This is a genomic window from Exiguobacterium sp. s26 (assembly GCF_018618235.1).
Classification (GTDB): domain Bacteria; phylum Bacillota; class Bacilli; order Exiguobacteriales; family Exiguobacteriaceae; genus Exiguobacterium; species Exiguobacterium chiriqhucha.
Genome location: NZ_JACSLS010000006.1, coordinates 50,838 through 73,993 on the forward strand (window position 1 = coordinate 50,838; position 23,156 = coordinate 73,993).

At 53.6% G+C, this 23,156-nt stretch carries 16 protein-coding genes; 2 read left to right on the plus strand and 14 right to left on the minus strand.

Annotation, left to right across the window (positions count from 1 at the left end; all coding sequences use genetic code 11):
• Positions 1-265: 265 nt before the first annotated feature.
• The 9 genes from KNP82_RS10825 to addB all read right to left on the minus strand — a co-directional run bounded on the left by KNP82_RS10825 (position 266) and on the right by addB (position 15,837).
• Positions 266-1,105 carry a phytoene/squalene synthase family protein gene (locus KNP82_RS10825; protein ID WP_058763050.1) on the minus strand — a complete coding sequence of 280 codons (840 nt, stop codon included), beginning with the start codon at positions 1,103-1,105 and terminating at the stop codon, positions 266-268.
• Complete coding sequence (locus KNP82_RS10830; RefSeq protein WP_214827984.1) at positions 1,074-2,552, minus strand: phytoene desaturase family protein; 1,479 nt, start codon at positions 2,550-2,552, stop codon at positions 1,074-1,076. Before KNP82_RS10830 ends, KNP82_RS10825 begins: the two co-directional genes overlap by 32 nt.
• The gene (locus tag KNP82_RS10835) at positions 2,549-4,075 is read right to left on the minus strand and encodes a phytoene desaturase family protein (RefSeq protein WP_214828019.1); all 1,527 of its coding nucleotides are present in this window, start codon (positions 4,073-4,075) and stop codon (positions 2,549-2,551) included. Before KNP82_RS10835 ends, KNP82_RS10830 begins: the two co-directional genes overlap by 4 nt.
• Before the next feature lie 73 nt (positions 4,076-4,148).
• The gene (locus KNP82_RS10840) at positions 4,149-5,150 is read right to left on the minus strand and encodes a class I SAM-dependent methyltransferase (protein ID WP_021066683.1); all 1,002 of its coding nucleotides are present in this window, start codon (positions 5,148-5,150) and stop codon (positions 4,149-4,151) included.
• A 102-nt stretch (positions 5,151-5,252) separates the two neighbouring features.
• Positions 5,253-5,633: a YisL family protein gene (locus tag KNP82_RS10845; protein WP_029595956.1), complete on the minus strand. Its 381-nt coding sequence runs from the start codon at positions 5,631-5,633 to the stop codon at positions 5,253-5,255.
• Between the two features lie 144 nt (positions 5,634-5,777).
• Positions 5,778-8,336 (minus strand): HAMP domain-containing sensor histidine kinase, encoded by a 2,559-nt coding sequence (locus tag KNP82_RS10850; RefSeq protein ID WP_214827987.1) that lies wholly within the window; start codon positions 8,334-8,336, stop codon positions 5,778-5,780.
• A complete protein-coding gene (locus KNP82_RS10855) occupies positions 8,333-8,695 on the minus strand; it encodes a response regulator (protein ID WP_021066686.1) in 363 nt (120 codons plus the stop codon). The genes KNP82_RS10850 and KNP82_RS10855 overlap by 4 nt, the downstream gene beginning before the upstream one ends.
• A gap of 115 nt (positions 8,696-8,810) precedes the next feature.
• Positions 8,811-12,413: a helicase-exonuclease AddAB subunit AddA gene (gene addA / locus KNP82_RS10860; protein WP_214827989.1), complete on the minus strand. Its 3,603-nt coding sequence runs from the start codon at positions 12,411-12,413 to the stop codon at positions 8,811-8,813.
• Positions 12,397-15,837, minus strand: a complete 3,441-nt coding sequence (gene addB, locus KNP82_RS10865; RefSeq protein WP_214827992.1) for a helicase-exonuclease AddAB subunit AddB — start codon at positions 15,835-15,837, stop codon at positions 12,397-12,399. The genes addA and addB overlap by 17 nt, the downstream gene beginning before the upstream one ends.
• Positions 15,838-15,996: 159 nt before the next feature.
• Between addB and KNP82_RS10870 the strand changes: the two genes are divergently transcribed.
• Together KNP82_RS10870 and KNP82_RS10875 are read left to right on the plus strand one after the other, a co-directional pair.
• A complete protein-coding gene (locus KNP82_RS10870) occupies positions 15,997-16,377 on the plus strand; it encodes a truncated hemoglobin (protein ID WP_021066689.1) in 381 nt (126 codons plus the stop codon).
• A gap of 55 nt (positions 16,378-16,432) precedes the next feature.
• The gene (locus KNP82_RS10875; protein WP_021066690.1) at positions 16,433-16,789 is read left to right on the plus strand and encodes a hypothetical protein; all 357 of its coding nucleotides are present in this window, start codon (positions 16,433-16,435) and stop codon (positions 16,787-16,789) included.
• 27 nt (positions 16,790-16,816) lie between these two features.
• Here the strand turns inward: KNP82_RS10875 and KNP82_RS10880 are convergent, their stop codons facing one another.
• The 5 genes from KNP82_RS10880 to KNP82_RS10900 form a co-directional block, all read right to left on the minus strand.
• Positions 16,817-17,227 carry a hypothetical protein gene (locus KNP82_RS10880; protein WP_021066691.1) on the minus strand — a complete coding sequence of 137 codons (411 nt, stop codon included), beginning with the start codon at positions 17,225-17,227 and terminating at the stop codon, positions 16,817-16,819.
• A gap of 130 nt (positions 17,228-17,357) precedes the next feature.
• Positions 17,358-20,426 (minus strand): efflux RND transporter permease subunit, encoded by a 3,069-nt coding sequence (locus tag KNP82_RS10885; protein ID WP_214827995.1) that lies wholly within the window; start codon positions 20,424-20,426, stop codon positions 17,358-17,360.
• 108 nt (positions 20,427-20,534) lie between these two features.
• Positions 20,535-20,984 (minus strand): competence protein ComK, encoded by a 450-nt coding sequence (locus KNP82_RS10890; RefSeq protein WP_021066693.1) that lies wholly within the window; start codon positions 20,982-20,984, stop codon positions 20,535-20,537.
• Positions 20,985-21,106: 122 nt separating this feature from the next.
• Positions 21,107-22,486, minus strand: coding sequence for a sensor histidine kinase (locus KNP82_RS10895; protein ID WP_214827998.1), 1,380 nt, complete (start codon positions 22,484-22,486; stop codon positions 21,107-21,109).
• Complete coding sequence (locus tag KNP82_RS10900; protein WP_214828001.1) at positions 22,483-23,145, minus strand: response regulator transcription factor; 663 nt, start codon at positions 23,143-23,145, stop codon at positions 22,483-22,485. Before KNP82_RS10900 ends, KNP82_RS10895 begins: the two co-directional genes overlap by 4 nt.
• Positions 23,146-23,156: the final 11 nt, after the last annotated feature.

Consider the following 23,156-nt stretch of genomic DNA (forward strand, 5'->3'; position numbering starts at 1 on the left):
GAGCGAGTTTCCCCACTCGTATCCCGCAGCTGGAACAGCATGCATCTGATGTTCCCCCTTAGTCCATCAAGCATCCTGCTTCAGCGAAGATGCCCCATTGTTTCATTCCCCATGAAACGAGGCACATCTTTAGGGTTCATCACGTCCGATTCGTTCGTTTCCCCGATGAACGAATCACATAACGCTTACACCACTTTTGGTCCCCCGCCAAAAGTGGTTTTTTTGTGCGCAAAAAAGGCAGCCGTCTCAAGACGACCGCCCTTGCTTATAATCTGGTCAACAGTTTGCCTTTTTGAATCGTCGAGACATACGCCCGCTTCGTGAAGACGTCATGCCCGTTCTGCCGGGCCGCATCTAAAATCCCTTCATAGAGGAGCGCTGCCGCCGCGACAGGCTTCCGGCTCGTCACAGGATACAAGTGATGCGTCTCCCGGGCGCTGCTGTATAACGCTTCCGCGCGACGGGCCACTGTCTCCCAGACGTCGATGAACGCCGGAGTCACTTGCCGCGCAAACAAATCGGCTTCCTCGACACCGAACTCGGCGAGCAACGACTGGGGCACATAAATCCGGTCCCGATCGAGGTCTTCCCCGACGTCGCGCAAGATGTTCGTCAACTGCATGGCAATTCCTAAATCGATGGCGCCTTGCTTCAATTGCTGGCGTCCACCCGCATCGGCGTCCGGCGCGAGAATCGGTAACAGCATCAAGCCGACGGTACTGGCCGCGTAATAGCCATACTGCTCCGTCTCCTCGAGCGTCGCATAACGCGTCTTATGTAAGTCCCATTTCATGCCTTCGGCCAACTCGAAGAACGGTTCGACGTCCATGTCGTATCGCTTCCAGACATCCTCGAGCGCCACCCAGAGCGCATCCGGCAATGGTTCGCCCGCCAAGAAACGATCGAACTCGGCCAAAAAATGCGTCAAACTTTCCTCGGGGCTATCAGATTCGTCGACCGCGTCATCGAGTGTCCGACAAAACGTATAGACCGCAGCCACGGCTTGGCGGTCAGGTTTAGAGAGCAGGGAAAAGGCCCGATAGAACGTGAGCGAGCCTTTTTTCATTACGTCTTCACATTGACGATACGCTTCTTGTGTCGTCATGGTACAATGCCCCCATTTCTTCTTCCATTCTTTTCACTAACAGTTGCGAGCCGATCATGACGATTGGAACGCCTCCGCACGGATGGACCGATGCCCCGACCGCATAGAGACGGTCAATCTGGGCATACGGACGGGCCTGCGGTTTGAACGCGGCCGACTGGGCCAATTTCGGTGCGATGCCGAAGCTTCCACCCTCGAACAAGCCGAATCGTTCCGCGTCCATCGGCGTCCGGACTTTCATTTCCAAGACACGGTCTCTGAAATCGGGCACCATTCGTTCGATGCGGCCGATCAAATGCTCGATCGCACCGCTCGCTTCGAAGTCTTTCCGTTCCAATTTACGAGGCACCGGTACGAGTACGTACAGCACGCTCGTGCCCATCGGTGCGAGCGAGTCATCGATGAGGGACGGATTGAACGTATACATCGCTGGATACTTGCTCAGTTTACCATCTTCGAAGATGGTCCGCATCGACCCGGCAAAATCAGTCGGTAAATCGAATTGGTGGACCGGCAAGTCGATGTCCCCGTTCACGGTGAAATACAACAAGAGAGTCCCACTCGACGGTTCATACGACTTTGGCTTGACGCCATCAATCAAGCGTTCCATGAGCGGGAAGTCGCCGTTGACGACGACCGCATCATACGGATGGACGACTCCGTCGACGACGACCGCATCCGCCCGACCTTCGGCGACGCGGACGCGTTCCACCTTCGCGTTCAGCTTGAACGTGACGCCCCGGCGCTTCAACTCTTGTTCTATTTTCGTCGCCAGCGAGAAATATCCTCCTTTGACGTACCAAATCCCCTCTTCTTGCTCCCGATACGGAATCAAGCCATAGAGGGATGGCGTGTCATACGGGTTGCCGCCGATGTAGAGCGTTTGCAGACTATAGGCGACACGAAGACGTTCGTCCTTAAAGAAGCGTTTCATGTTCTCGTGGGCCGTCTCATACGCCTTCAAGCGCATGAGGAGCATTAATAACTTCGGCTCGAACAGATCCGTCTTGCTCTTATAGCCCCGGTCCAAGAACGCGTCGAAGCCGAGGCGATACTCTTCTCGTTTTTGGGCCATATATTTTTTGAATCTGGCACCCTCGTTGAAAAGACGGTCGATTTCGGCCGCCTGGCGCTCGATATCGCGATATTTATAGAACGTCGTCCCATCCTCATAACGGAGGCGATAGAGCGGGTCGACTTCAAGCAGTTCGAGCTCACGTTCCGGGAACCCGGCTTCTTGAAGCTGACTTTTCAGTTTCCCGGGTAACAGGACGATGGTCGGCCCCTCATCGACGCGGGCACCGTTCTCGAATTCGACATAATTGAGTCGACCCCCGACGCGGGATTCTTTCTCATAGATGGTCACGTGTAGCGACGGATATTTATGGGTCAGGAGCAAGGCCGCGTAAAGCGACCCGATTCCGGCACCGACGAAGCTGATGTTCATTGGCCGACACCTGCCCGGTCACGCAATAGGTTCGCCGTGATCCGCGCCGACTCAAAAATCGTCGGCAGTCCGCTGCCTGGATGAGTGCCCCCGCCGACGAGCCAGACGTGATCGAGTTCCTCGAACTGATTGTGCGGACGGAAATACATCATCTGCGATAAGTTGTGTCCGAGATTGAACGTGGCTCCTTCATATACACCGAACGCTTCCCAGTCGTTCGGCGTGAGCGGCTGCATGACCTCGATATGGTTACGAATGTCGCGATACGGTGAACGCGTCTCAAGCGCATCGAGGACACGTTCCGTCATCGTCGCCTCGAGCTTCTCCCAAGGCAAGTTCGACAGATTGTTCGGGACCGGCACGAGGACGTAGAGTGACGATTTACCGGCTGGTGCCAGCGTCGGGTCAATGTTTGACGCGTTCTGCACGTAGAAGGAGAAGTCTTCACTCAGCTTCAAGTCTTGCGTCATCTCTTTCACGTTACGCTCGTAGTCGTCTGCGAAATGAATCGAGTGATGGGCGACGTCGTCATAGACGCGATCGAGCCCGAGATAGAGCATGAACGTCGAACACGAGTAGCGCTTCTTCTTCAGTTGTTTCGGACTCCAACGCGTGAGCGCATCGCTCGGGACGAGCGTCGTCATCGCATGGGCGAAATCGGCCCCGACAATCACTTCATCGAACGCGTAATGCACGTTGTTCGCCACGAGACCGTTAACACGCTTCCCATCGAGCAAGAGACGGTCAACGCCTTCTCCGAGACGAATCTCACCGCCCTCTTCTTCGATGACGCGCGCCATCGCTGTACATAGTTGGTTCACGCCGCCAATCGGATGATGGACGCCGTAGGCATGCTCCATATACGACAGAATCGAGAAGCCGCCTGGACAATCCCAAGCAGACATCCCTAAATATTTGGCTTGGAACGTGAAGGCGTACTTCAGCTCCTCGCTCGTGAAGTATTCCGATAACACGTCATATAACGATTTACCAATCGACAAGAACGGCAACGCCTTCAAGACGCGTGTAGCCACGTAATCCGTCAGCTTGTCATGCGCCGTCTGCAGGACCGGCATCAACTTCGAAAGCTTGATGGCTTGTTCGGCCATGAAACGTTCATAGCCATCCCCGTTCCCAGGGAATTGCTCTTCAATCGCCTGATGCATTTGATCACGGTCGGTCGTCATCGACAGTACCCGGTTCCCTCGATCGAAATAAAGGTCGTACATCGGTTCAAGGCGTTTCATCTCGACGTAGTCATGTAAATCGCGACCCGTCTCTTCGAAAATCTCTTCTAAAATATACGGCATATTTAAAAAAGTCGGGCCACGATCGAACGCGAATTCTCCGACTTGAAGACGAGACGTTCGTCCACCGACGAACGCCTGCTTCTCAAATACTGTTACCTTCACACCACGGCTTGCGAGCAGCATCGCAGCCGCAAGTCCTCCTGGTCCGGCACCGATCACGGCGACTCTTTTTTCCGACACGTTGAACAACTCCCTATGTGAATAGTCTCTTATGCTTCTATCTCATTATAGAAATGACTGGAGACAAGTTCAAATTTGAATCGGCTCGTCGTGTGTCCGCCATGTGTCAATTGCCGCGTTCGGCAATGACGATATACCATGATCCTTCCGGGATGAATGGGATAAAGCGAATATTTTCAAAGCCGACTTGCTGCATTTGACGGCGCAACTCTCGAATTGTCGGTAACGGATGCAAGTTGTCATGGAGGGTCATGAACGCATTGAACGCCGAGGCAAACCGAGAGCCGAGCGGCGTCTCTGCGAGCGGAGTGACGAGGACGGCGACACCGGACGCTTCGAGGTTCTCGAGCATCCGTTCGAGCAATTCGATTCGTTTTTCTGGCGAGAAGTAATAGAGCATGTTATTCATCATGACGGCATCGAACCGGTCCTCATGATCCCATTCCATGAAATCGGCCACTTCGTAACGAATATCGCCTGACTCATCCTGCTCCCGGGCTTCGGCGATGACGTCCTCTTCTAAGTCAATCCCGGTCAACTTCCACTCTGGTTCGAGGCCATGCAGTTTACGCAAGTAACCACCGTGCCCGCATCCGATATCGAGCATCGTCTTCACGTCGGCCTGACGCAACAGTTGTTGAACGACTGGGAAAGCGACCGTCTCGACGAGCGTCGACGTCTGTGCAACGACCTGTCCATGCGTCGCCCCATCGAACGTCTTCTGTTTGCCCGACTCTAAAAAGTCAGGGTAAGCGATGAGCGCCGGGATATGCAGCTCCATCATCTCTTGCAGCATGAAACCGATACTGCGCTCATCCTCATGCGACAATTGATATTTCAAACTACGTGTCGGGAAGTAACGCCAGCCTCTCTTCTTCAAATGACGAACGGCGACCCCCACTTCAAGCCAACGCTCCAGCGCGAGTTTCGTCAACGGTTGCTTCAAGCGAAGCGTCATCTCCGCAAAGCTGGCCCCGCCTTGGAGTGCATCGAACAATCCATATTTATAGCCGATATATCCGTGCCAAAGCGGCAGGAACGATTCCGTTTGTTTCATCCATCTTCGCGCGTGCAAGACGCGTGACCATTCATTCATTTGTTGTTCCATCATTTCACCTCATCATCGTTATCACTGATTTTTTTATTTTCCCCTAATAATTTACGGACAAACAAAAAAATCCCACTCCGATGTGCGGAATGGGAATCAACCTTAAATGAAATTGCTAAAGAACGACTGTCCGTATGGCAACGCATAGCCGATGAAGATCGTCACGAGTGCAAGTACGACGAAACCGCCGAACATCGCGTTCGCTGGTTTTTTCTTCTTCACACGGATGAGCGTCATCTCACCGAAGATGAGCGTGAGCAGTCCGACCGTGATTTTCACGTGATAGAACATGCCGCCACCGTTCAATTGTAAATACAAATAAAGTCCTGTGCCGAACGCGACGAGCAACATGAGTCGAAACACCATGTGGGCAATCTTCCCGCTCTTGTTCGCGTTCTTATAGCCGACGTAGGCGACAGCGAACAAGACGAGTAATAAAATCCAGCTCGTGACGTGCGTGTGTAGGAATGCAGTCAATGGCATTCAAAGTCCCCCTTTCCATTATGTACAATCTCTATTGTACACGAGTCGCTCGCTTTACGGTCAAGCAGGTGATTGAAAAATCTTCGCTTCCACCAAAAAGGCGCCCCATCGATGATCGATAGGCGCCTTGCGTTGCTGACGTGATTAAGCTGTCGTCGTTTCTTGTTCACGGACGGCGTATTCATAACTTGGAATGACGACCGTGAACGTCGAGCCTTGATGCTGCACCGACTCGACATGAATCTGACCGGCGTGACCGCGGACGATTTCCTGACAGATCGGAAGGCCGAGTCCGGTACCGCCGATTTCACGGCTGTCCGAATTGTCGACACGATAGAACTTGTCGAAGAGTCGGTCGAGCGCATCGCTCGGAATCCCGATTCCTTGGTCTTTCACTTTAATCGAAATGGATTGGTCGTGATGGGCCAGTTCGACTGTGATTTTCCCGCCACGCGGCGAATACTTCACGGCGTTCGAGAGCAAGTTACTCATCAACTGTTTGAACTTCTGACAGTCGGCGAACAGTTCGTACGGGCGGTCATCGGCCGTGACGAGCTCGAACTGGTGTTTCAACGATGACGCCTCATAGAACGTCATCATATCGCGAATGACCGGCTCGACGTCGAGCTGTTCGCGGTCATACATTTGACTGCCGGCTTCCATGCGCTGCACGTCAAGGAAGTCGTTGACGAGATGCGTCAAGCGCTCCGTCTCGGCATGAATCGTCTGCAAGTATTTCGCTTGCTTCTCGTTCGGCAACTGCTTCTTGACCATGAGCTCGGTGAACCCATAAATCGAAGAGAGCGGGGTCCGTAATTCATGGGAGATGGTCGAGATGAACTCGCTCTTCAAGCGCTCCGCCTCGGTCTCGCTCGTGATGTCACGGAAGACGAGCAACGTTCCTTTCGATAACCCGCCGACGACGATGCGCTCCGCATACATCTGTAGGTTCATTTCCCCTTTACGGATCGAGAAACTCACGCTGTCATGCGGGAAGTCGTCCGTGAACAAACGATCGGTATACTTCAAGAAATCGTCTTCTTGATCGACCGTCGTTGAAATCGTCTCGCGCCATTCGTTCCATGATAGTTCCGCGAGTTCGCTCGACGTGATCTCGTCAAGCTCAGGGAACATCTCATAGAGCGGACGGTTGACGAAGACGTCATCGGTCGAGTGTTCGACGTAAATGACCGCCTCGCGAATCGAGTCGAGAATCCGTTCCGTCTTCCCTTTCTCACGGGTCATCTCTTCAAACAGACGCATCCGGAGAAGTGAGAGCGACAACTGACGGGCGAACGACATGATGTCGCCCATCTGTGTCTGCGTGAAGCGGTCTTTATAACGAACGAGATAGATGAACGCGATAATCGAGTCATCCGTCGGATCATGGACCGGCACGGCCGTCTCATACATATAGTATGGATACGGGAGCGGATGGTCGCTCGCGACTTGTTTCGACGAATGGACGGTCGTCCGCAGTGTCATCGCCCGCGTCAAGACCGAATTCTCGCTATCGAGCAATTGACGCGTGAGCGTCTCGTTCAAGCCATGGCTCGTGATCGAGAATGAACCTGTCGCATCGACGAAGACGAGCGCGCCGACTTCTGAGTCGGTGATGGCGACGAGCTTCTCGATAATTTCTGGATAGGCCGTGAGCGAATCGCGGGCCGCGAGCGTCTCGGTCAATTCGTTACGATAAGCCAAGTGTTGCTCGTTCTGTTGCGTCTGCTCCAAGATTTCCTCGAGCTCTTGCTGCTGGGCTTGAAGCTCCTCTTGTTGTGCAATCAATTCTTCTTGTTGCGCCTGTAACTCATGGTTTTTCTCAATCAAGTGACGTTCATTGTCACGAAGCGTCTCGGCCATCTTATGGAACGACCGTGACATCGTCCCAATCTCATCTTCGCGTCCCATCTGATCGCTCAAATCGACGATCTCGCCCTTGAGCAGACGGTCCGAAGCGATTGAGAGACGCGAAATCAAACGCGTTTGACGACGCAAGAACGGTTGGATGAACAGTAAAATCAATGCCGCGAACGATAAAATGCTCGCAATCCAGAGGAATTGAAGAATATCGTTATTCAATTTCCAAGCATCGTACACTTTTTGTTTCTCGCTATTCATCAAAGATTTATAATCTGACAATGATGTCTCAATCTGTTGAATCGGTCCGAGCGTATCAATCCCGCGCTCTGGGCTGTATGGGACGACGCCCTGCTCAATCAAGCGCTGGGCGGTCGGTAAGCCTAATACGGTCTCCGGGTCGATCGTCGTCTCGGTGATTTCACCGTCAGCACGCAACTGTCCATATTCCGTCGTCACCGGAAGGATGACGCCAAAATAGAAATCGTGGAACTCTTGCAAGTCTTCCGCAAAAATCTCACCTTGTTTCGTCTGAACGACACTCTTGAACCAGTTGATTTCTTGTTGGAACTCATTCTCTTTCGCTTTGGCGCGATCGAGCGCTTCGGTGTCACCGAAGACGAGATAACCTCGGGCCTCATATTGGACCCCTTGCCAGTCGTCCCACAGCGTGTTCAAACGGTCGATGCGTTGATCGACATCTTGTAGCCGTTGTTCGTTCGCCGCAACACGCTCTTGCATGTGCAAATACATAAAAATCGAGCCGACGAGCGCGAGCGCGAGGAACGAGTAGAGGGCGACCATGAGGTCGCGACCGAGTTTTTGTTTAAACCATCTGTTCAATTCACGATGCCTCCTATAATCTTCACCAATTCAAGTGGACTGAACGGCTTCGAAATAAAGTAGTCGACGCCAATCTCATTCGCGCAATCACGATCAGATTGTTGGCTCTTCGCCGTGAGCATCATCACTTTCGTATGTTGACGTCCTGGCAGTTTTCGTACTTTCTCAATGACCTCAAGACCGGTCATGCCTGGCATCATATGGTCGACAATCACGAGGTCGTACTCGTTCTGTTCGATTAGCCGATAGGCTTCAAGGCCGTCTGGCGCTTCATCAATGTCATATCCTTCATCTTCTAATGTATCTAAAACAAGCATGCGTAATACTTCTTCATCTTCTGCTAGTAAAATTTTTACCATGACGATTCCTCCATTTTTTATCCCATTTCATTATTTTAACGGATTCAGTTCGTAATCACAAAAAATAAGGGTGTACGGTGTATAACCGTACCCCTTTTTCTTCACAACGTCTACATTATAATACAACAATTTCCTGCAATTCGAGCGAATAAATGAGCATCTGCCCGACCGTGATTCCCCAAATCGCCTCAATCGCCTCACGATAAAGCGAGAGTTGGACGTGATAGCGGTCACGTAACATTTGTTTTGCCGCGTCACGGGAACCGCTCGAGAAAAGCACAGAGTCCGATTTATAATCGAGAAGTACATACGTCTCTCCGTCATAAAACAGACAATCGATAATCCCTTGGATCAGCACGTGCTCGTCGGTGAACGTCCCCGTTGGATTGACTCGCTCGGCCGGGACCGTGTACGTGAATGGTAGCTCACGCCAACCTGTCCCAGTTTGAAGCGCTGCTGTCAACGCGCGTCCCGTTTCCGAGGCAAAGAACGCCTCGATTTCAGGACTCGCAAGCCGTGCCGTTTCGGCCTCGACCGGGCTGAGCATGCTTTCCGCTTCCCAGCGGTCGATTTGGACATCGAGCGGCTCGGACGGGTCGATCAATTGGAAGACGAGATGTAGCGTTGTCCCCCGTTCGGCTCCTGTCTGCGGAGATTGCTTCCATTTTGGTTCTCGATACGGGGTGTCCGTCGCCCGGTACGTCTCTTCGAACGCCGCCTGTTCAAGCTGGAGCGCCCGCTTCAATTCGGTCACCGTTTGTTTGGCCGCTGTCTCCGTCGCAGCCTGTGCCGGATAGGCGTAGGCGAACGCCTTGTGGACGAACTCACTGACGTTCGCTTCGTCTTTCACCGGAAAATCGATCGCCTCGAACTGTTTGACGTGATGGAGCTGCGCCATCATCTCTTGGAGCGTGGCGACTTCTGCCAAATCTTCCTCACCGATGATGCGATACGTCCACGGTGTCGCTTCTTGTTGCGGAGCGATAACCGGCAAGCCCTGTTGTTCTAAGAACGAGGCAGCCCCTTCAAGTTTCAGGAGTGCCGGAGCGACCCAATCGAGATACGTCTTCGCGTCACGACGCGACTCGGCCGATAACGTCGTCCCGGTCTGCTCGACGTGCAGCCACTGCTGAATCTGTTTCCCCGGTTCTTTAATCGTCCCGACCAAAATCAATTTCTCTTTGGCACGGGTGAGGGCGACATACAGGACGCGCATCTCTTCGGCTTTCATCGTGGCATCGAGATCGCGGCGAATCATCTCTTTGACGAACGTCTCCGTCTTCGTCCGGGTGACGACATCGATGGCGTCGAGCGAGATGCCATACCGTTTATGGAAGATGACGCGCTGCATTTGGTCGCGTTTATTGAACTGCTTTCCAAGCTGGGCGACGATCGTGACCGGGAATTCCAGTCCTTTCGACTTATGGACCGTCATGATTCGGACGACGTTCTCTTCTTCGCCGAGCGAACGCGCCTCTGACAAATCCTCACCGTTATCTTGCAGTCGGTCCATCACGCGGAGGAAGCGATACAAACCGCGGTATCCGCTCCGTTCATAGGACAAGGCCCGATCATAGAGCGCCTTCAAGTTTTCTTGGCGTCCTTTCCCACCTGGCAAGCCACCGGCGAAATCGTAGAAGCCGGTGTCGTTGAACACTTGTTGAATCAGCTCCGACAAGCTATGGTTCCGTGCGAACGTGCGCCACGCTGACAACGCGTCGAGCACATCGCCGCACTTCAGACCGAGGTCATCCTCATCGTCCGCTTTCGCTTTGAGCGCCTCGAAGAACGAGTCCTCCGATTCAAGACGAATCTTGGCCAGTTCTTGGTCACTGAAGCCGAACATCGGTGAACGGAGCGCTCCCGCGAGCGGGATGTCTTGAAGCGGATTGTCAATCAGTTTCAACACGGCGAGCATCATGCGAATCTCGGTCGCCTGGAAATAGCCGCCGTCTGAATCGGTATAGGCCGGGATGTTGTACTGTGTCAAAATATCCATCAGCTGTTCGACGCGCTCTTTTTTTGAGCGGACCAAGATGACGATATCGCGATATTCGCACGACCGCAGCAAGCCGGTCGCCTCATCGGTCACTTTGAACGGTTCCTCGCCCGAGACAAGTTCTAAAATCCGGGTCGCGATGGCGCGTCCTTCGAGCTCTTGTTTCGAGAGATCACGACTCTCACCATTGACGAGAATCAGCTCAGGTCTCGCCTCGAGCTCCTCATACGCCCGGCCTGGCACGAGTCGGGCCGCCTCATCGTATTCGATCTCACTTACTTCCTCGTCCATCAACCGGACGAACAAGTCGTTGATGCCATGGAGCACTTCGGCCCGGCTCCTGAAGTTTTGGGACAGGTCGATCCGTTGTCCCGAACCACCTTGTTTGAACCGGGTCGCCTTTTCGATGAACAGACGCGGCTCGGCATGGCGGAACCGATAAATCGATTGTTTGATATCGCCGACCATGAACAAGTTGCCGACGTGTTCGGCTTCGTGGCTGACGAGTCCGATAATCGTTTCTTGGATCTCGTTCGTATCTTGATACTCATCGATCAACACTTCGGCGAAGCGCTGTTTATAGAGCGATGCGACCGAGGACGGTCCGTCCCCGTCGCGCAAAATCGCGAGCGCATAATGTTCAAGGTCGCTGAAATCGACGAAAGCGCGTTCCCGCTTCGCCTGCTCATAGGCAGCACCGAACGTCCGGACGGTCTTGACGAGCGTCTCGACGAGCGGACGTTGCGTCATCAAGACCTCTAAATAGTCCGCTCCGCTCGTGCCGGCCTGTGCGGTCGCTTCGCTCAACTTCTTCTTCGCCTGGTCGTAGGCCGGTTTCAACACCGTGTGGTAGACATGATGTTCGTCTTTCTTTTGGACGGATTTCATCGTCCCGAATTTGACGGCGCGGGAAGCCGTCTCGAGCTCGCTCCACTTGAACGAGTCCGGATCAAGGTTCGCGAACGGCAAAATCGCCTGTTGCACGTTCTCGGATTGCGCCTCATAACCAGCGAGCCGAAGCTCGATGGCGACGCGACGAAGTTGACGCAACGCTTTCTCGATGTCTACCCAAAGCAGGTGACCGAATTCGATCAGCAATTGCTCATCGTCCGGGTCCCCGTCAAATTGATACAACGAGACGAGCTCATCCAGATAGGCTTCCGGGTCAGGCAGTGTTCGCGCATAGTGATAAAGTCCGAGAATCAACTCCTCAATCTCACTGTCCCCGCGGTCGGACGTATAGGCGTCAATCAAGGCGAAGAACGCTTGGTCTTGTTCGCCATAGGCGTCTTCGAGCACGTCTTCGAGCACATCGTCCTGCAAGAGCACCAAATCACGCTCTTCAGCGATTTTGAACGCCGGGTCGAGGTCGAGCAAATAGTAATTCTCTCGAATCACCTCGAGACAGAACGAGTGAATCGTCGTGATGAGTGCTCGGTTGAGCATTTGGCGTTGTTTGCGAATATATGCGTTCTCCGGGTCGTCACGAAGCGCTTGATCGAGCGCTTTGGCGATTCGCCGCTTCATCTCGGCCGCGGCCGCATTCGTGAATGTGACCACGAGCATGCGGTCGGCCGTCAGTTCGTCCTTCTCATCCAAGAGACGGCTCGCAAGTCGTTCCACGAGGACTGCCGTCTTGCCGGAACCGGCTGCCGCCGAGACGAGCACGTGCGATCCTCTGGCATCAATGGCCGCTTGTTGGTCATTCGTCCACTGCATCGACGTCACCTCCTAATCTTGACAAGACGTCATCTTTTTCTAGCTTTTTCAATTGCCGTGCCTCGTTGGACAACGCCTCATCAAAGTGACAGACACTTTGGAACGGGCACGTCTGGCATGGCCGGCGTTCTTTATACTCATACGGTTCGACCCCGATTTCACCGTCATACATCGCCTCGGCGCTCGATTGGGCCAAATCGATGGCATGGTCCATCAACTGTTCGAGTTGCGGTGGCGAGACGACTTTTTTCGTCGTGTTCGCATCGAGCGTCCCGTCTTTCTTGTACTTGACCGGGATGACGATTGATTTTTTCTGGTCGAGTTTCGCCGTCCGGTCCATCATCTCTAAAATGGCCGGATCATCGACGAGCAACCCTTGCATCTGATACGACTCGAGCACCTTGCGTTCGGTGTCGGTATCCGTCTCGGCCGGAGCGACGAGCGGGCGATGGACGTGGAAATAGAGCGCGGCCGCTGGGGCGACGTTCTCTTGCGTCCAGGCGTTCGCCTGCTCAATCAACACTTTCAAATAGATGAGCATCTGCATCGCGAGCCCGTAATAAATCTCGGCGAAGTCGATCTCTCGTTTACTCGACTTGTAATCGACGATCCGAACGTACAATTGGTCGTGAATCGAAGCCGTATCGACCCGGTCAATCCGACCGACGAGTTCGCACGTCGCCCCGTTACTGAGCGTGAACGATACCGGCGGGAAATTGCCGCTGCCGAAAGCGAGCTCAAAGGCGACCGGATCGAACCCGTCTCGTTTCGACTGCTCGATTAACACTTCGGCCGTCTTGCTGACGACGTCGGTCAATTTCTTCTTCAAATAGCCATACCGGTTCGAACTCATCAAAATCGCGTTTTGAATCTCTGGTGTGACGAGCTCGACGGCCGCCTCAGCGAGAGAAGAACATTCCTCCCGGCTCACATCACGCCATTCTTTCCCTTCCATCTGCACGGTCTGCGACATGTGCTCGATGGTGCGATGATACAAGTTGCCGATATCCGGCGCCTCTAAGCGATACAAACGGCGCTCTTTTAAACGAAGGCCGTAACTGGCGAAGTGACGGTACGGACAGGCTTGGAACGTCTCCAGCCGCGAGACGCTCGCCCGAATCGAGTTCGTGTACAGCGACTTGGCGACGTCTTCCGGTAACGGCTTGGGCACGTTTTGATAGAAGAGCGCGCTCGTCAATAACCGGATCCGCTCGCGGCCTTCCGGATGTTTCAACAGCTCGTTATATACCGTGAACCACGTGTCTTGAATCGGGTAGTGGCGACTGAGCCGCTGTAATTCCAGCGCCGTGACCGCTGCCGTCTGATTCACGTTCGTGATGAACGACAACTGGTCGCTCGGGCGATGTTCCCCGGCTTCTGCGAAGTGGGTCGTCACGACCTTGCCACCGCCAAGCCGCGCCTTCAGGTCCGCGATGAAGCTGGCCGGCTGAATCGCCTTGCCGGCGCGGTCGACGAGGGCGTAGCTGACGAACAGCCGATGACTCGGTGCAGTGAGCGCCTTATACAAATAGTACGTCTCATCGTCAAACAAGTGCTCGGTCGCTTTCCCAGCCCGGACGCCGTTCTCGTGCATGAAGTCGAGGTCCTGGTCGGTCAATAGTTTCGACTGGGTCGAGACGAGCGGGATTTGATCTTCGTTCGCTCCGAGCAGGAAGACGACTTTCTTATCAAGCAACCGGCCCCGAACATAATCGGTGACCGTCAATTGATCCAAAGAAGGCGGGACGAGCGCATAGCGCAGACTATCGAGCCCGGTGTCCATCATTTGGAGGAACAGCTCGGTCGAGAGCGTCTCGTCCGGTGCGGCCGCCTCTAGCTGTTCGAGCAAGTGCAACACCGCGTCCCATACTTGCGTATGTTCGCGCGCCTCGAGCAAGCGTGCCTCTTCGAGCGCCTCATCTCGCCAATGGGCAAGACAGGACGCCACGCCGACTCGTTCCAAGAATGCGTAGATGGCATGCGTGTAAGCCTGCATCGTCTTCGCTGCCTTCAAGTCATCCAACAACGGGTCGAACGTGTCGACGACGGTTTGCCGATAGCGATTGAGCGCCGTCTCTACGTCGAGTTCTTCCCCGGTCAACCGTGCCTCTTCCTCGGCACGACGTTTCAAGTACCACGCGTCATGCCAATGGTAATGTTTAATCCCCCGTTCAATTACGAACGCCTCGAGCCGGTCGACCGATGTGCGTCGATGCTCCTCATCGAGCAGAATCAATTCCGTCTTCAGTGCGCGAAACACCGGCTCTTCCCGGTATCCACGGAGTGCGACTTCAATCGTCGCCTTCAGTAATTCGACGACCGGATGATCGAGCATCGGTTGTCGCTCATCGAGGAAGAACGGCAAGTTCATTTTTTGTAGCGCCTGCGTCGCCAAATCGCCGTACGCTTCAAGCGAACGGGACACGAACGCGATATCGCGGTAACGGAAGCCTTCCTCACGAACGAGACGCACGACTTCACGGACGGCGGCCTCGACTTCCACCGACCGGTCGACGGCCGCGTGTAACACGACGTTCGAATCGGGACGGGTATACGGGGCTGCCGTCACTTGCCCAAACGTGGCCTCGAGATAGGCCAAGCTCGGATGTTGGAAGCGAGGCGCACCCGTATGAGGCGTGTCACTCGACGAGATACCCCGTTCGGATAACAGCTCTTTGAAGCGCATGAGCGTACGCTGTGTCGGTCCGAACGACGGATGGGGCCGGTAGAGCGAATCCGGGTCGATCGTCAACAGGACATCGAGCGGCGCCTTCTCCGCCAAAGCGACCAGCACCGCCAGCTCCTGCTCGGAAAATTCATTGAACCCATCGACGTAAAACCGGGTCCCGGTCAAGTCGATGTCCGGTAACAGTTGCAGCAGCACGTTAAAGTAATCTTCGGCGTGCAGCGATTTCCCCGCTGTCATCGTCAAGAAACCTTCATACAGGATGGACAGGTCCTGCAGTTTCAGCGACCGGTGTTGGTCTTGTTCGCTCAAGCGGAGCAACTGCTCCGGATCGACGAGTCCTCGTTTGAGGAGCGTGATCAACGCATTCAATTCCTCATAGAAACCGAACTGATTCATCGTCCGGCGGAACAAGGTCAAGCGTTCCTCGTTCATCTCGACGACACGGCGCAACAGCAAATGTGTCCCCGTCTGGTCCAAAAACTGTTCGGTCGCGACGCCACGGTCGCGCATCATCAAAAAGGCGAGACGGCGCATCGATAAGACTTGAATCCGGGTCGACCCGTTCAAGCCGTCGGTCATCGCCATCTTCCGTTCCATTTCAAACGACATTTGATCTGGGACGAGCATATAGATGGTCGGTCCGCTCGGGTCACGCTTCAGCTCTTCGATGACTTGTTTCGTCATCCATTCGCTTTTTCCGCTCCCGGAACGCCCGACGTGAAAAGTGACCGTCATTTAGGCGAACACCCCTTCCCTTTTTTCTTTATTATGACCCATTCCGCGCAGTTTGTAGAGGGAAATCCTTCGAGACCCCGGCAAGAAAATTGGCCAGCCCGCATCCTTCCCAATTTCAGCAAAAATCGATTAGACTGGACGTATGAGGGGGAAATGAACATGAGTGCATATGAACAATTCGGCGGCGAGCGTGGAGTCCAACAGCTCGTAGACGCCTTTTATGATCTCGTCTACGCCGACCCGGTCTTGTTGCCGTTGTTTCCGGACGACAAAGAGCGGGTCAAAGCGCATCAATTCGAATTTTTAACACAGTTGCTCGGGGGACCGAAATTGTATACAGAACGTCGTGGTGGCGGTAACTTGGCGATGATCCATCGTGACCACCCCATCTCTGAGACTCATGCCGGACATTGGCTCGGCTGCATGGAGCAAGCGCTCAAAACGGTCGATGCGCCCGAGTCGATCAAACAACAGCTGTTCCATCGCTTGATCATGTCATCCTCGAACGTCGTCCGCGTCTGCTCGCACCATTTTGAGTAGTCAGCCTTTCGAAAAGCGGGTATGATAAGAAAGTAAGTAAAGGAGGTCGTTTTTCATGACAGAAGAAGAAAAGAAAGAGGCCGTTTCGTCTGAAGAAGAAACGGAAGAAGTAGAACCGACGGCAGTCCTCGCCGACGCCCTCGAAGAGGACGAAGAGGAAGAAGACCAACCCGAAGAAAAGAACATGGACCACATTAAAGGTGTGTTCAACTATATGCACGAGAACGGACGAGAGTACCGCGTCGTCTTTTATCAGGACCGCAAAAACCTCGTCTTCCGTGAACTCGGCAACGGGAAAGTCGAATTCGTCGGACGTTTCACTGACGAGGCATACGATGAAGAGAATGAAGCAGAGATGCGCGAACTCGGCGAGCAACAGCTCGAACGGATTCTTGCGGATCGTCTCAAATAAAAAAATCGCCCGAGTTGGGCGATTTTTTTATTTTCCTTTGTTCCGCTTTTTCTTGCGGAGTGCATAAATGACTCCCGCAATCCCACCAGCGACGGCAATCCCGGCCATGGCAGGCACGAGGATTTTCTTCGTCGGAATCATCTCTTTGACCCGCTCGTACGGTGTCGGCACCGACAACTCGAGTTGGACGGCCGACTCACCATGACCGTTGGCCCGCGCTTTGCGAGCCGCGTCGGTGATGACGACACGCCCCGTCGTATAACGGCGATTTCCATGCTCATCCGTATACGGACGACGGACGCGTTTGACACCGCGAACCGTCTTCCCCCGCGCTGCATCCGGACGGACGACGCGTTCGCTCGTCCACGCCCGGCCCCCTGTCGCACTGTAAGCCGGGCGAATCGTCCGGCGGTTTAACCATGTGTATGAATCATTCATCGTTGATTCCCTCCAATATTGTGAAGTCCTTCTCTTATTATACCCATAGAGCATCTCACAAAAACATACGTCTCCCGACGTAAACGAACAAAGGATGGCCCACCTCGGGCCATCCTTTGTCGTCATGCAATTACTCTGTGAACGGTTTATCCCGGTGGCGACGTTTCGCCAAAATCAAGTAGTAGGCCGGGACGAGCACGAGCGTCAGTACCGTCGAGAACAGAATCCCTGACACGATACAGATGGCAAGTGGTTTGAAGAGTGGGTCTTGTCCGAACGCGACCGGCAAGAGGGCGACGACGGCGGTCAAGGCCGTCAACAGGATCGGACGAATCCGGGCCCGCCCTGCCTCATAGACAGCGGTCGTGACAGCCATGCCGTCCCGAATCCCTTGCTCGATGAACTCGAACAAGACGACGGCGTTCCGAACGACGATTCCGGCGAGCGAGACAATCCCCATCGAAGCCATGAAGCTAAATGGCGTCTGTGTGATGAACAGTCCGACGACAGCTCCGGCAATCGCCAAGTAAATCGTGAACAGGACGAGCATCGGTAGTGACAATGAATTGAACTGGAATGCGATAATCAAGAAGATTAAGAACAAGACGACGACGAACAACGTGGCGAGTTCAAGGAAGAACTCGTTTTGTGTGTCACTTGCCCCCGATTGATCAAACGCGATCCCGTCATCGGTCAATGCAGACTTCGCATCGGCGAGCACGCGGTCGACGTCTTGTTTGAACGCTTCCTCGTCCATACCTTCGCTCGCAAAGATTTGGAGCGTCACGGTCCGTTCTCCGTTTTCACGCGGAATCTGTTGAATCTGTTCCGTCGTCGTTTCGGTGACGAACGTGCTGAGCGGTGCGACCGGTGGGCCGGCTTCCGTTTCGACTGGGACGAGAATATCGTCTAAAGCGAGCGCCTCACGGTTTGCTTCCGCATCGACGACAATTTTCACATCGCGCTGTTCGACACCATCATCGAACGTTCCGATCGGAATCCCGTCCGTGACGAGGCGAATCTGGTCACTGATCGCTTTCGCGGTCACGCCAGCGGCCGCCATCGCGTCACGGTTGAGCTCATACGTGAGTGTTTGGAACGGCTCTTTAATGTTATCGAGGACGAGTGCGCCGTCAATCTCTTCGAGGTCTGCTTTCACGGTATCCCGTGCCGCCACGAGCTCGTCGATTGTCTCGCCGCGCATCGTGAACTCGACAGGTGCCGAAGTCGGCGGTCCTTGTTGTTGCGTATCCAAGAAGATTTCAGCGTCCGGGTTGTTTTCCCGGATTTGTGTCGTATACTCATCAATCAATTGAATCGCATCGATTGTCTCGTTATCGACACGGACGACGATTTGGCCGGTGTTGTCACCTGTTTGGTCGAGACCACCCGTGAACAGGCTCGGTAACCCGCCCCCGGCAAAGATGGACGTCTCGGTGACGCCATCGATGCTTTGGAACTCTTCCTCGATGGCTTGAAGTCTCCGTTCCGTCTCTTCCAAGTCGGTCTGGACCGGTAATGTGACGCTCGTCACGACTTCTGGTCGGTTCGCGGCCGGGAAAAATTCGAATGGTGTCAATAGAATCAATCCGTACAAGGCGGTCGTGATGACGAAACCGACGAGTCCGAACGTCCATGGACGCTTCGCAACTTTTGGCAACAACGTGTCCGCATAGAAATTACTGAGACGGTTGAGTGGTTTCCCTAACCAACCCGGCTCTCGTTTCGAGACTTTGACTTGTTTCCGGTTCAACCAGTATTGGGCAATCGGGACGAGAGTCAAACTGATGACCATCGAAGCGAGCACCGATAACGCCAATACGGTCGGCAAGGCGCGGATAAAGTTCCCGTTCGCACCTGACAAGAGGGTCAATGGCAAGAAAGCGAAGACGACGGCGAGCGTCGAAGTGACGATCGAGCCCCACACTTCTTTCGTCCCGCGTACGGCACCTCCCATCGCCGTATCCCCTTTCCGGTAACGACGCAGGATGTTGTCGTTGACGACGATGGCGTCATCGACGAGAATCCCGAGGGCGATGATGGCACCGATGATGGAGATTTGGTTCAAGTCGACCCCCGTGAAGCGAAGCGGGATTAACGCGAGCAAGAACGATAATGGAATCGCCAAGCTGACGATGATGGATCCTGATACCGTCAATCCAATCGTCGTGACGACGATGACGGCAATCATGGCGACGATGAACTCTTTTGTCAACGACGAGAAGATCGCGTCGACCGCTTTGGCCTGCTCGTAATAAGGGACGAGCTCGACGCCAGAGACGTCTCCGACTTCTGCGGCGACGACTTCATCGACGCGTTCTTGCAGCGTCGGGATATCTTGTCCCGACTCGATTGTGACCGTCAAGGAAATGGCGGGCATCCCATCGAGCGAGACGAGGTCGGTGACCGCTTTTTCCGTCTCTTCGACCGTACCGACGTCTTCGAGTAGAACGGGCGTCCCGTCTACCGATCCGACGACGACTTGGCCCATATCATTGACGTTCGTCAAACTGTCGATCGCCAACTGATAGATGCCCTCTTCCGTCGACTGGCGTCCGAGCGGTGTCGTCTTATATTCTTCATTGATGGCCGTCAAAACGTCCGGGAAGGCGAGTTGACGCTCCCCGAGTTCGGCCGAGTCGAGCGAGACGACGAATTCGGTTTCTGGCAATCCTTTGATTGTCACACCGGTCACGCCTTCGGTCCGTAACAATCGTTCCTCCAACCGCTCGACATCTTCTCGAGCCGCTTGCAACGTTTCGCGGTCGTCCGAAGTCAACAAATATGAAGCGACCGGCAATTGTCCGATCGAATCATTGACGGTCGGTGCCAGCGCATTCTCAGGCAAGCGCGGTGCGGCATCCGAGATGGCTTGGCGCACGTTCGCCTGGAGCTCACTTCGGTCGAAGCCGTCTTCATACTCGACTGTGATGTTTGAGAACTCGGATGCGGATAATGATGACACATTCTCGATTCCTTCGAGTCCTCTCAATTCAGTCTCCAAAATATTCGTGACGTTCCGTTCGACCGTCTCTGCGGTCGCGCCTGGATATGGCGTCTGAATCAAGACGATATTGACACTCGTCTCCGGAATTTCACGCTTCGGAAGTTGGAAGAACGTGAGCACCCCGACAACGACTGCGACGAGTAAAAACACGATGACCAGTTTTCCTCGTTCAATCATTTTTTGAAAAAACATGTTGACCCCTCACTTTCAGATGATGTGCAAATACACATATGAACTATTCTTCTTCATCATAGAGGGGTTCGTCATCGATTTCAATCTTTAAACCTGATTGAATGTGTTTCAGTGAAAGCGTTTTTGAAACGAATACGATAACTCGATGGAACGCTGCTTCTGCTTATAGACGGTATGATTCGACACCGGCACTTCGACCGATTCACCTGAATGAAAGATAATTCGGCTCCCTTTTCCGCTCTTCTCCGCATCATAGACTTGAGAGAAGTTGATCCAGGCACAGTCGGGGCTTTCTTTGGCAATGGTCGGGAAAAATACGGCATCTGCATGCCAATCCATGATGACGGGCGTTTTCCGGTGCGGTCCGAGTACGTCACGGGCCGCTTCAATCCGTCCTTGGATACTTGAACCGTAATACAGACAGGCGGATTCGAGTAAGTGAAGGGGTGAGCCTTTCAAGCGTCGGACACCATCGGATTGATAGACGAGCGTCTCCGCCTCCCCGTACTCATTAAACACCGGAATCAAAGCTCTTGTTTCATTCGTCAACTGAGTCATCTGATCTGCCTCCATCATGGATGTATTGCCTTACCTCTCATTCATACCAAGGAGTCACCGTTTCCACAAATCGAGCTCAAACATTTCCAACTAAAAAAATCAGCCAACGAGTGGCTGATTTTTTAATTTCGATGATCTAACTTTAGTTTTGGATTCGAATTCGATGGCGGAAAGTGAAAATGTACAGCAACTCCGTCACTCGTATTTCCCAAGGCGACCGTCCCCTCATGGAGCGTCACAATCCGTTGAACGATGAAGAGACCGAGCCCAAACTTTCCTTGTTTTCCGCGTGAGAATTGATGGAACAAATCGAGGTTCTCATCGACCAGTGGACCATCGTTCTCAATCGTAATCTCGACGCCTGCCTCAGTGTGAGACAGACGGATATGAATCCTCGATTCGGCGTAGCGCAAGGCGTTATCGAGCACGTTCTCGAACGCGACGCGAATCTGTTCCCCATCACCGAGCATCTCACCGGCATGCCCTTCGACCGTCCAGTCCAAGTTGCCACGCAATTTGAACCGGCTGACGAGCAGCTCCACCAATTTATCGAGATTGATTGGTTCAAGTCGCATCTCTTGGCCTTTGAAATATTCCAGCTTGGTGACGTACAACAAATCGACGACTTTCTTCTCGAGACGCGATGCCTCTTCATCAATGACTTCGGCCGACCCTTTCAAGTCTCCGGTCGGATAGATGCCGTCCCCGATTGATTGGGCGTAACCACGGATGACCATGATCGGCGTCTTCAAGTCGTGGGAGATGTTTTGAAGCAACGCCTGTTGGGCCACGTCCTGCTCTTGCAACTCTTGCCGCATCGCGTCAATCGAGCGGGCCAATTGGCCGAGCTCGTCTTGACGGGCGAGCGGGAGCACCGTCTCCCATTGACGGTTCGAGATTTTTTCGACCGCCCGTTCCATCTCGACGATCGGCTTCGTCAGCTCACGCGACATCCATAAGGCTGGAATCAACGACAGCAAGCTGATGACCCCGATTAAAATCGAGATGCGCCAGTAGAGCGTCGAGACGAGCTCACGGCGATAGGCGTCCCACGCATAAGATGCCTGATAGATGAGCTCCCCGTCGTATTCGTTTTGACGGATGATATAGTAGACATCCTCTCCGTCAATCGTCGTCTGATATTTAGCGACCTCGCTCGTCTGTTCGATCGCCTCTTGATACATCCGGTTCGTCAGTTCGAGTGGGGCCGACCCATAAATGATTCGTCCGTTCGGCAGAAAGATGAGCTGGTTGACCGAACGGGACTCTTGTTGGCGACGGTCATATTCAATCGGATTTTGCGGGATATTTTCCAACTCGTTCGTATTACCCAGGTAATAATCGACATCTTGTAACGTCTCATACACTTGTTCATCGATAAACTGCGTGATTGAGGAACGAATCGTCAATAAAATCATCAAGGCGAGCGTCACGATGATGAGGAGAATCAACACCCAGATTTTCCACATGAGCCGCTTCGGCTGAAGGTGATCGAGCTTCATGGCTTAACGAGTCGATAACCGACGCCATAAAGCGTCTCGAGCTCCAAGCGATGCAATTTCTTCCGCAGGCGCCGCACCAAATCATCGACGACGCGGTCCGAACCGAAATAGTCATGGCCCCAGACGCCTTCGAGAATCTGTTCACGCGACAACGCCGAACCCGGGTGTTCGAGGAAGAGGAGCAATAAGTCGAACTCTTTCGACGTCAAATCGATTTCATCCTGTTCGTGTCGGATGAGACGTTTCTCGGGATAAATCGTATATTCCCCATACTCGATATGTTCGTTCGATTTTGAGCCGTATACCCGGTCAATCAACTTCTTCACCCGGATGACAAGCTCGCGGGGCAAGAACGGTTTGGCGATGTAATCGTCAGACCCCATCTCGAGCCCGATGATTTTATCGATGTCTTCGTCACGTGCCGAAATAAAGATCGTCGGCGTGAAGGCGTTCGTCGCCTTGATTTGTTTCAACAGTTGGAACCCGTCCAAGTCTGGAAGCATGATATCGAGCACCCATAGATCCGGCTCGTCCTTGATGGCAGCTTGAGCCGAGATTCCGTCCGTGAACGACCGAACGAGATACCCTTCCTGCTCCAAATATGTGACGAGCATTTTGTTCAAATTGATTTCGTCATCCACTAAATAAATTGTGTACATTCGAGTCACCT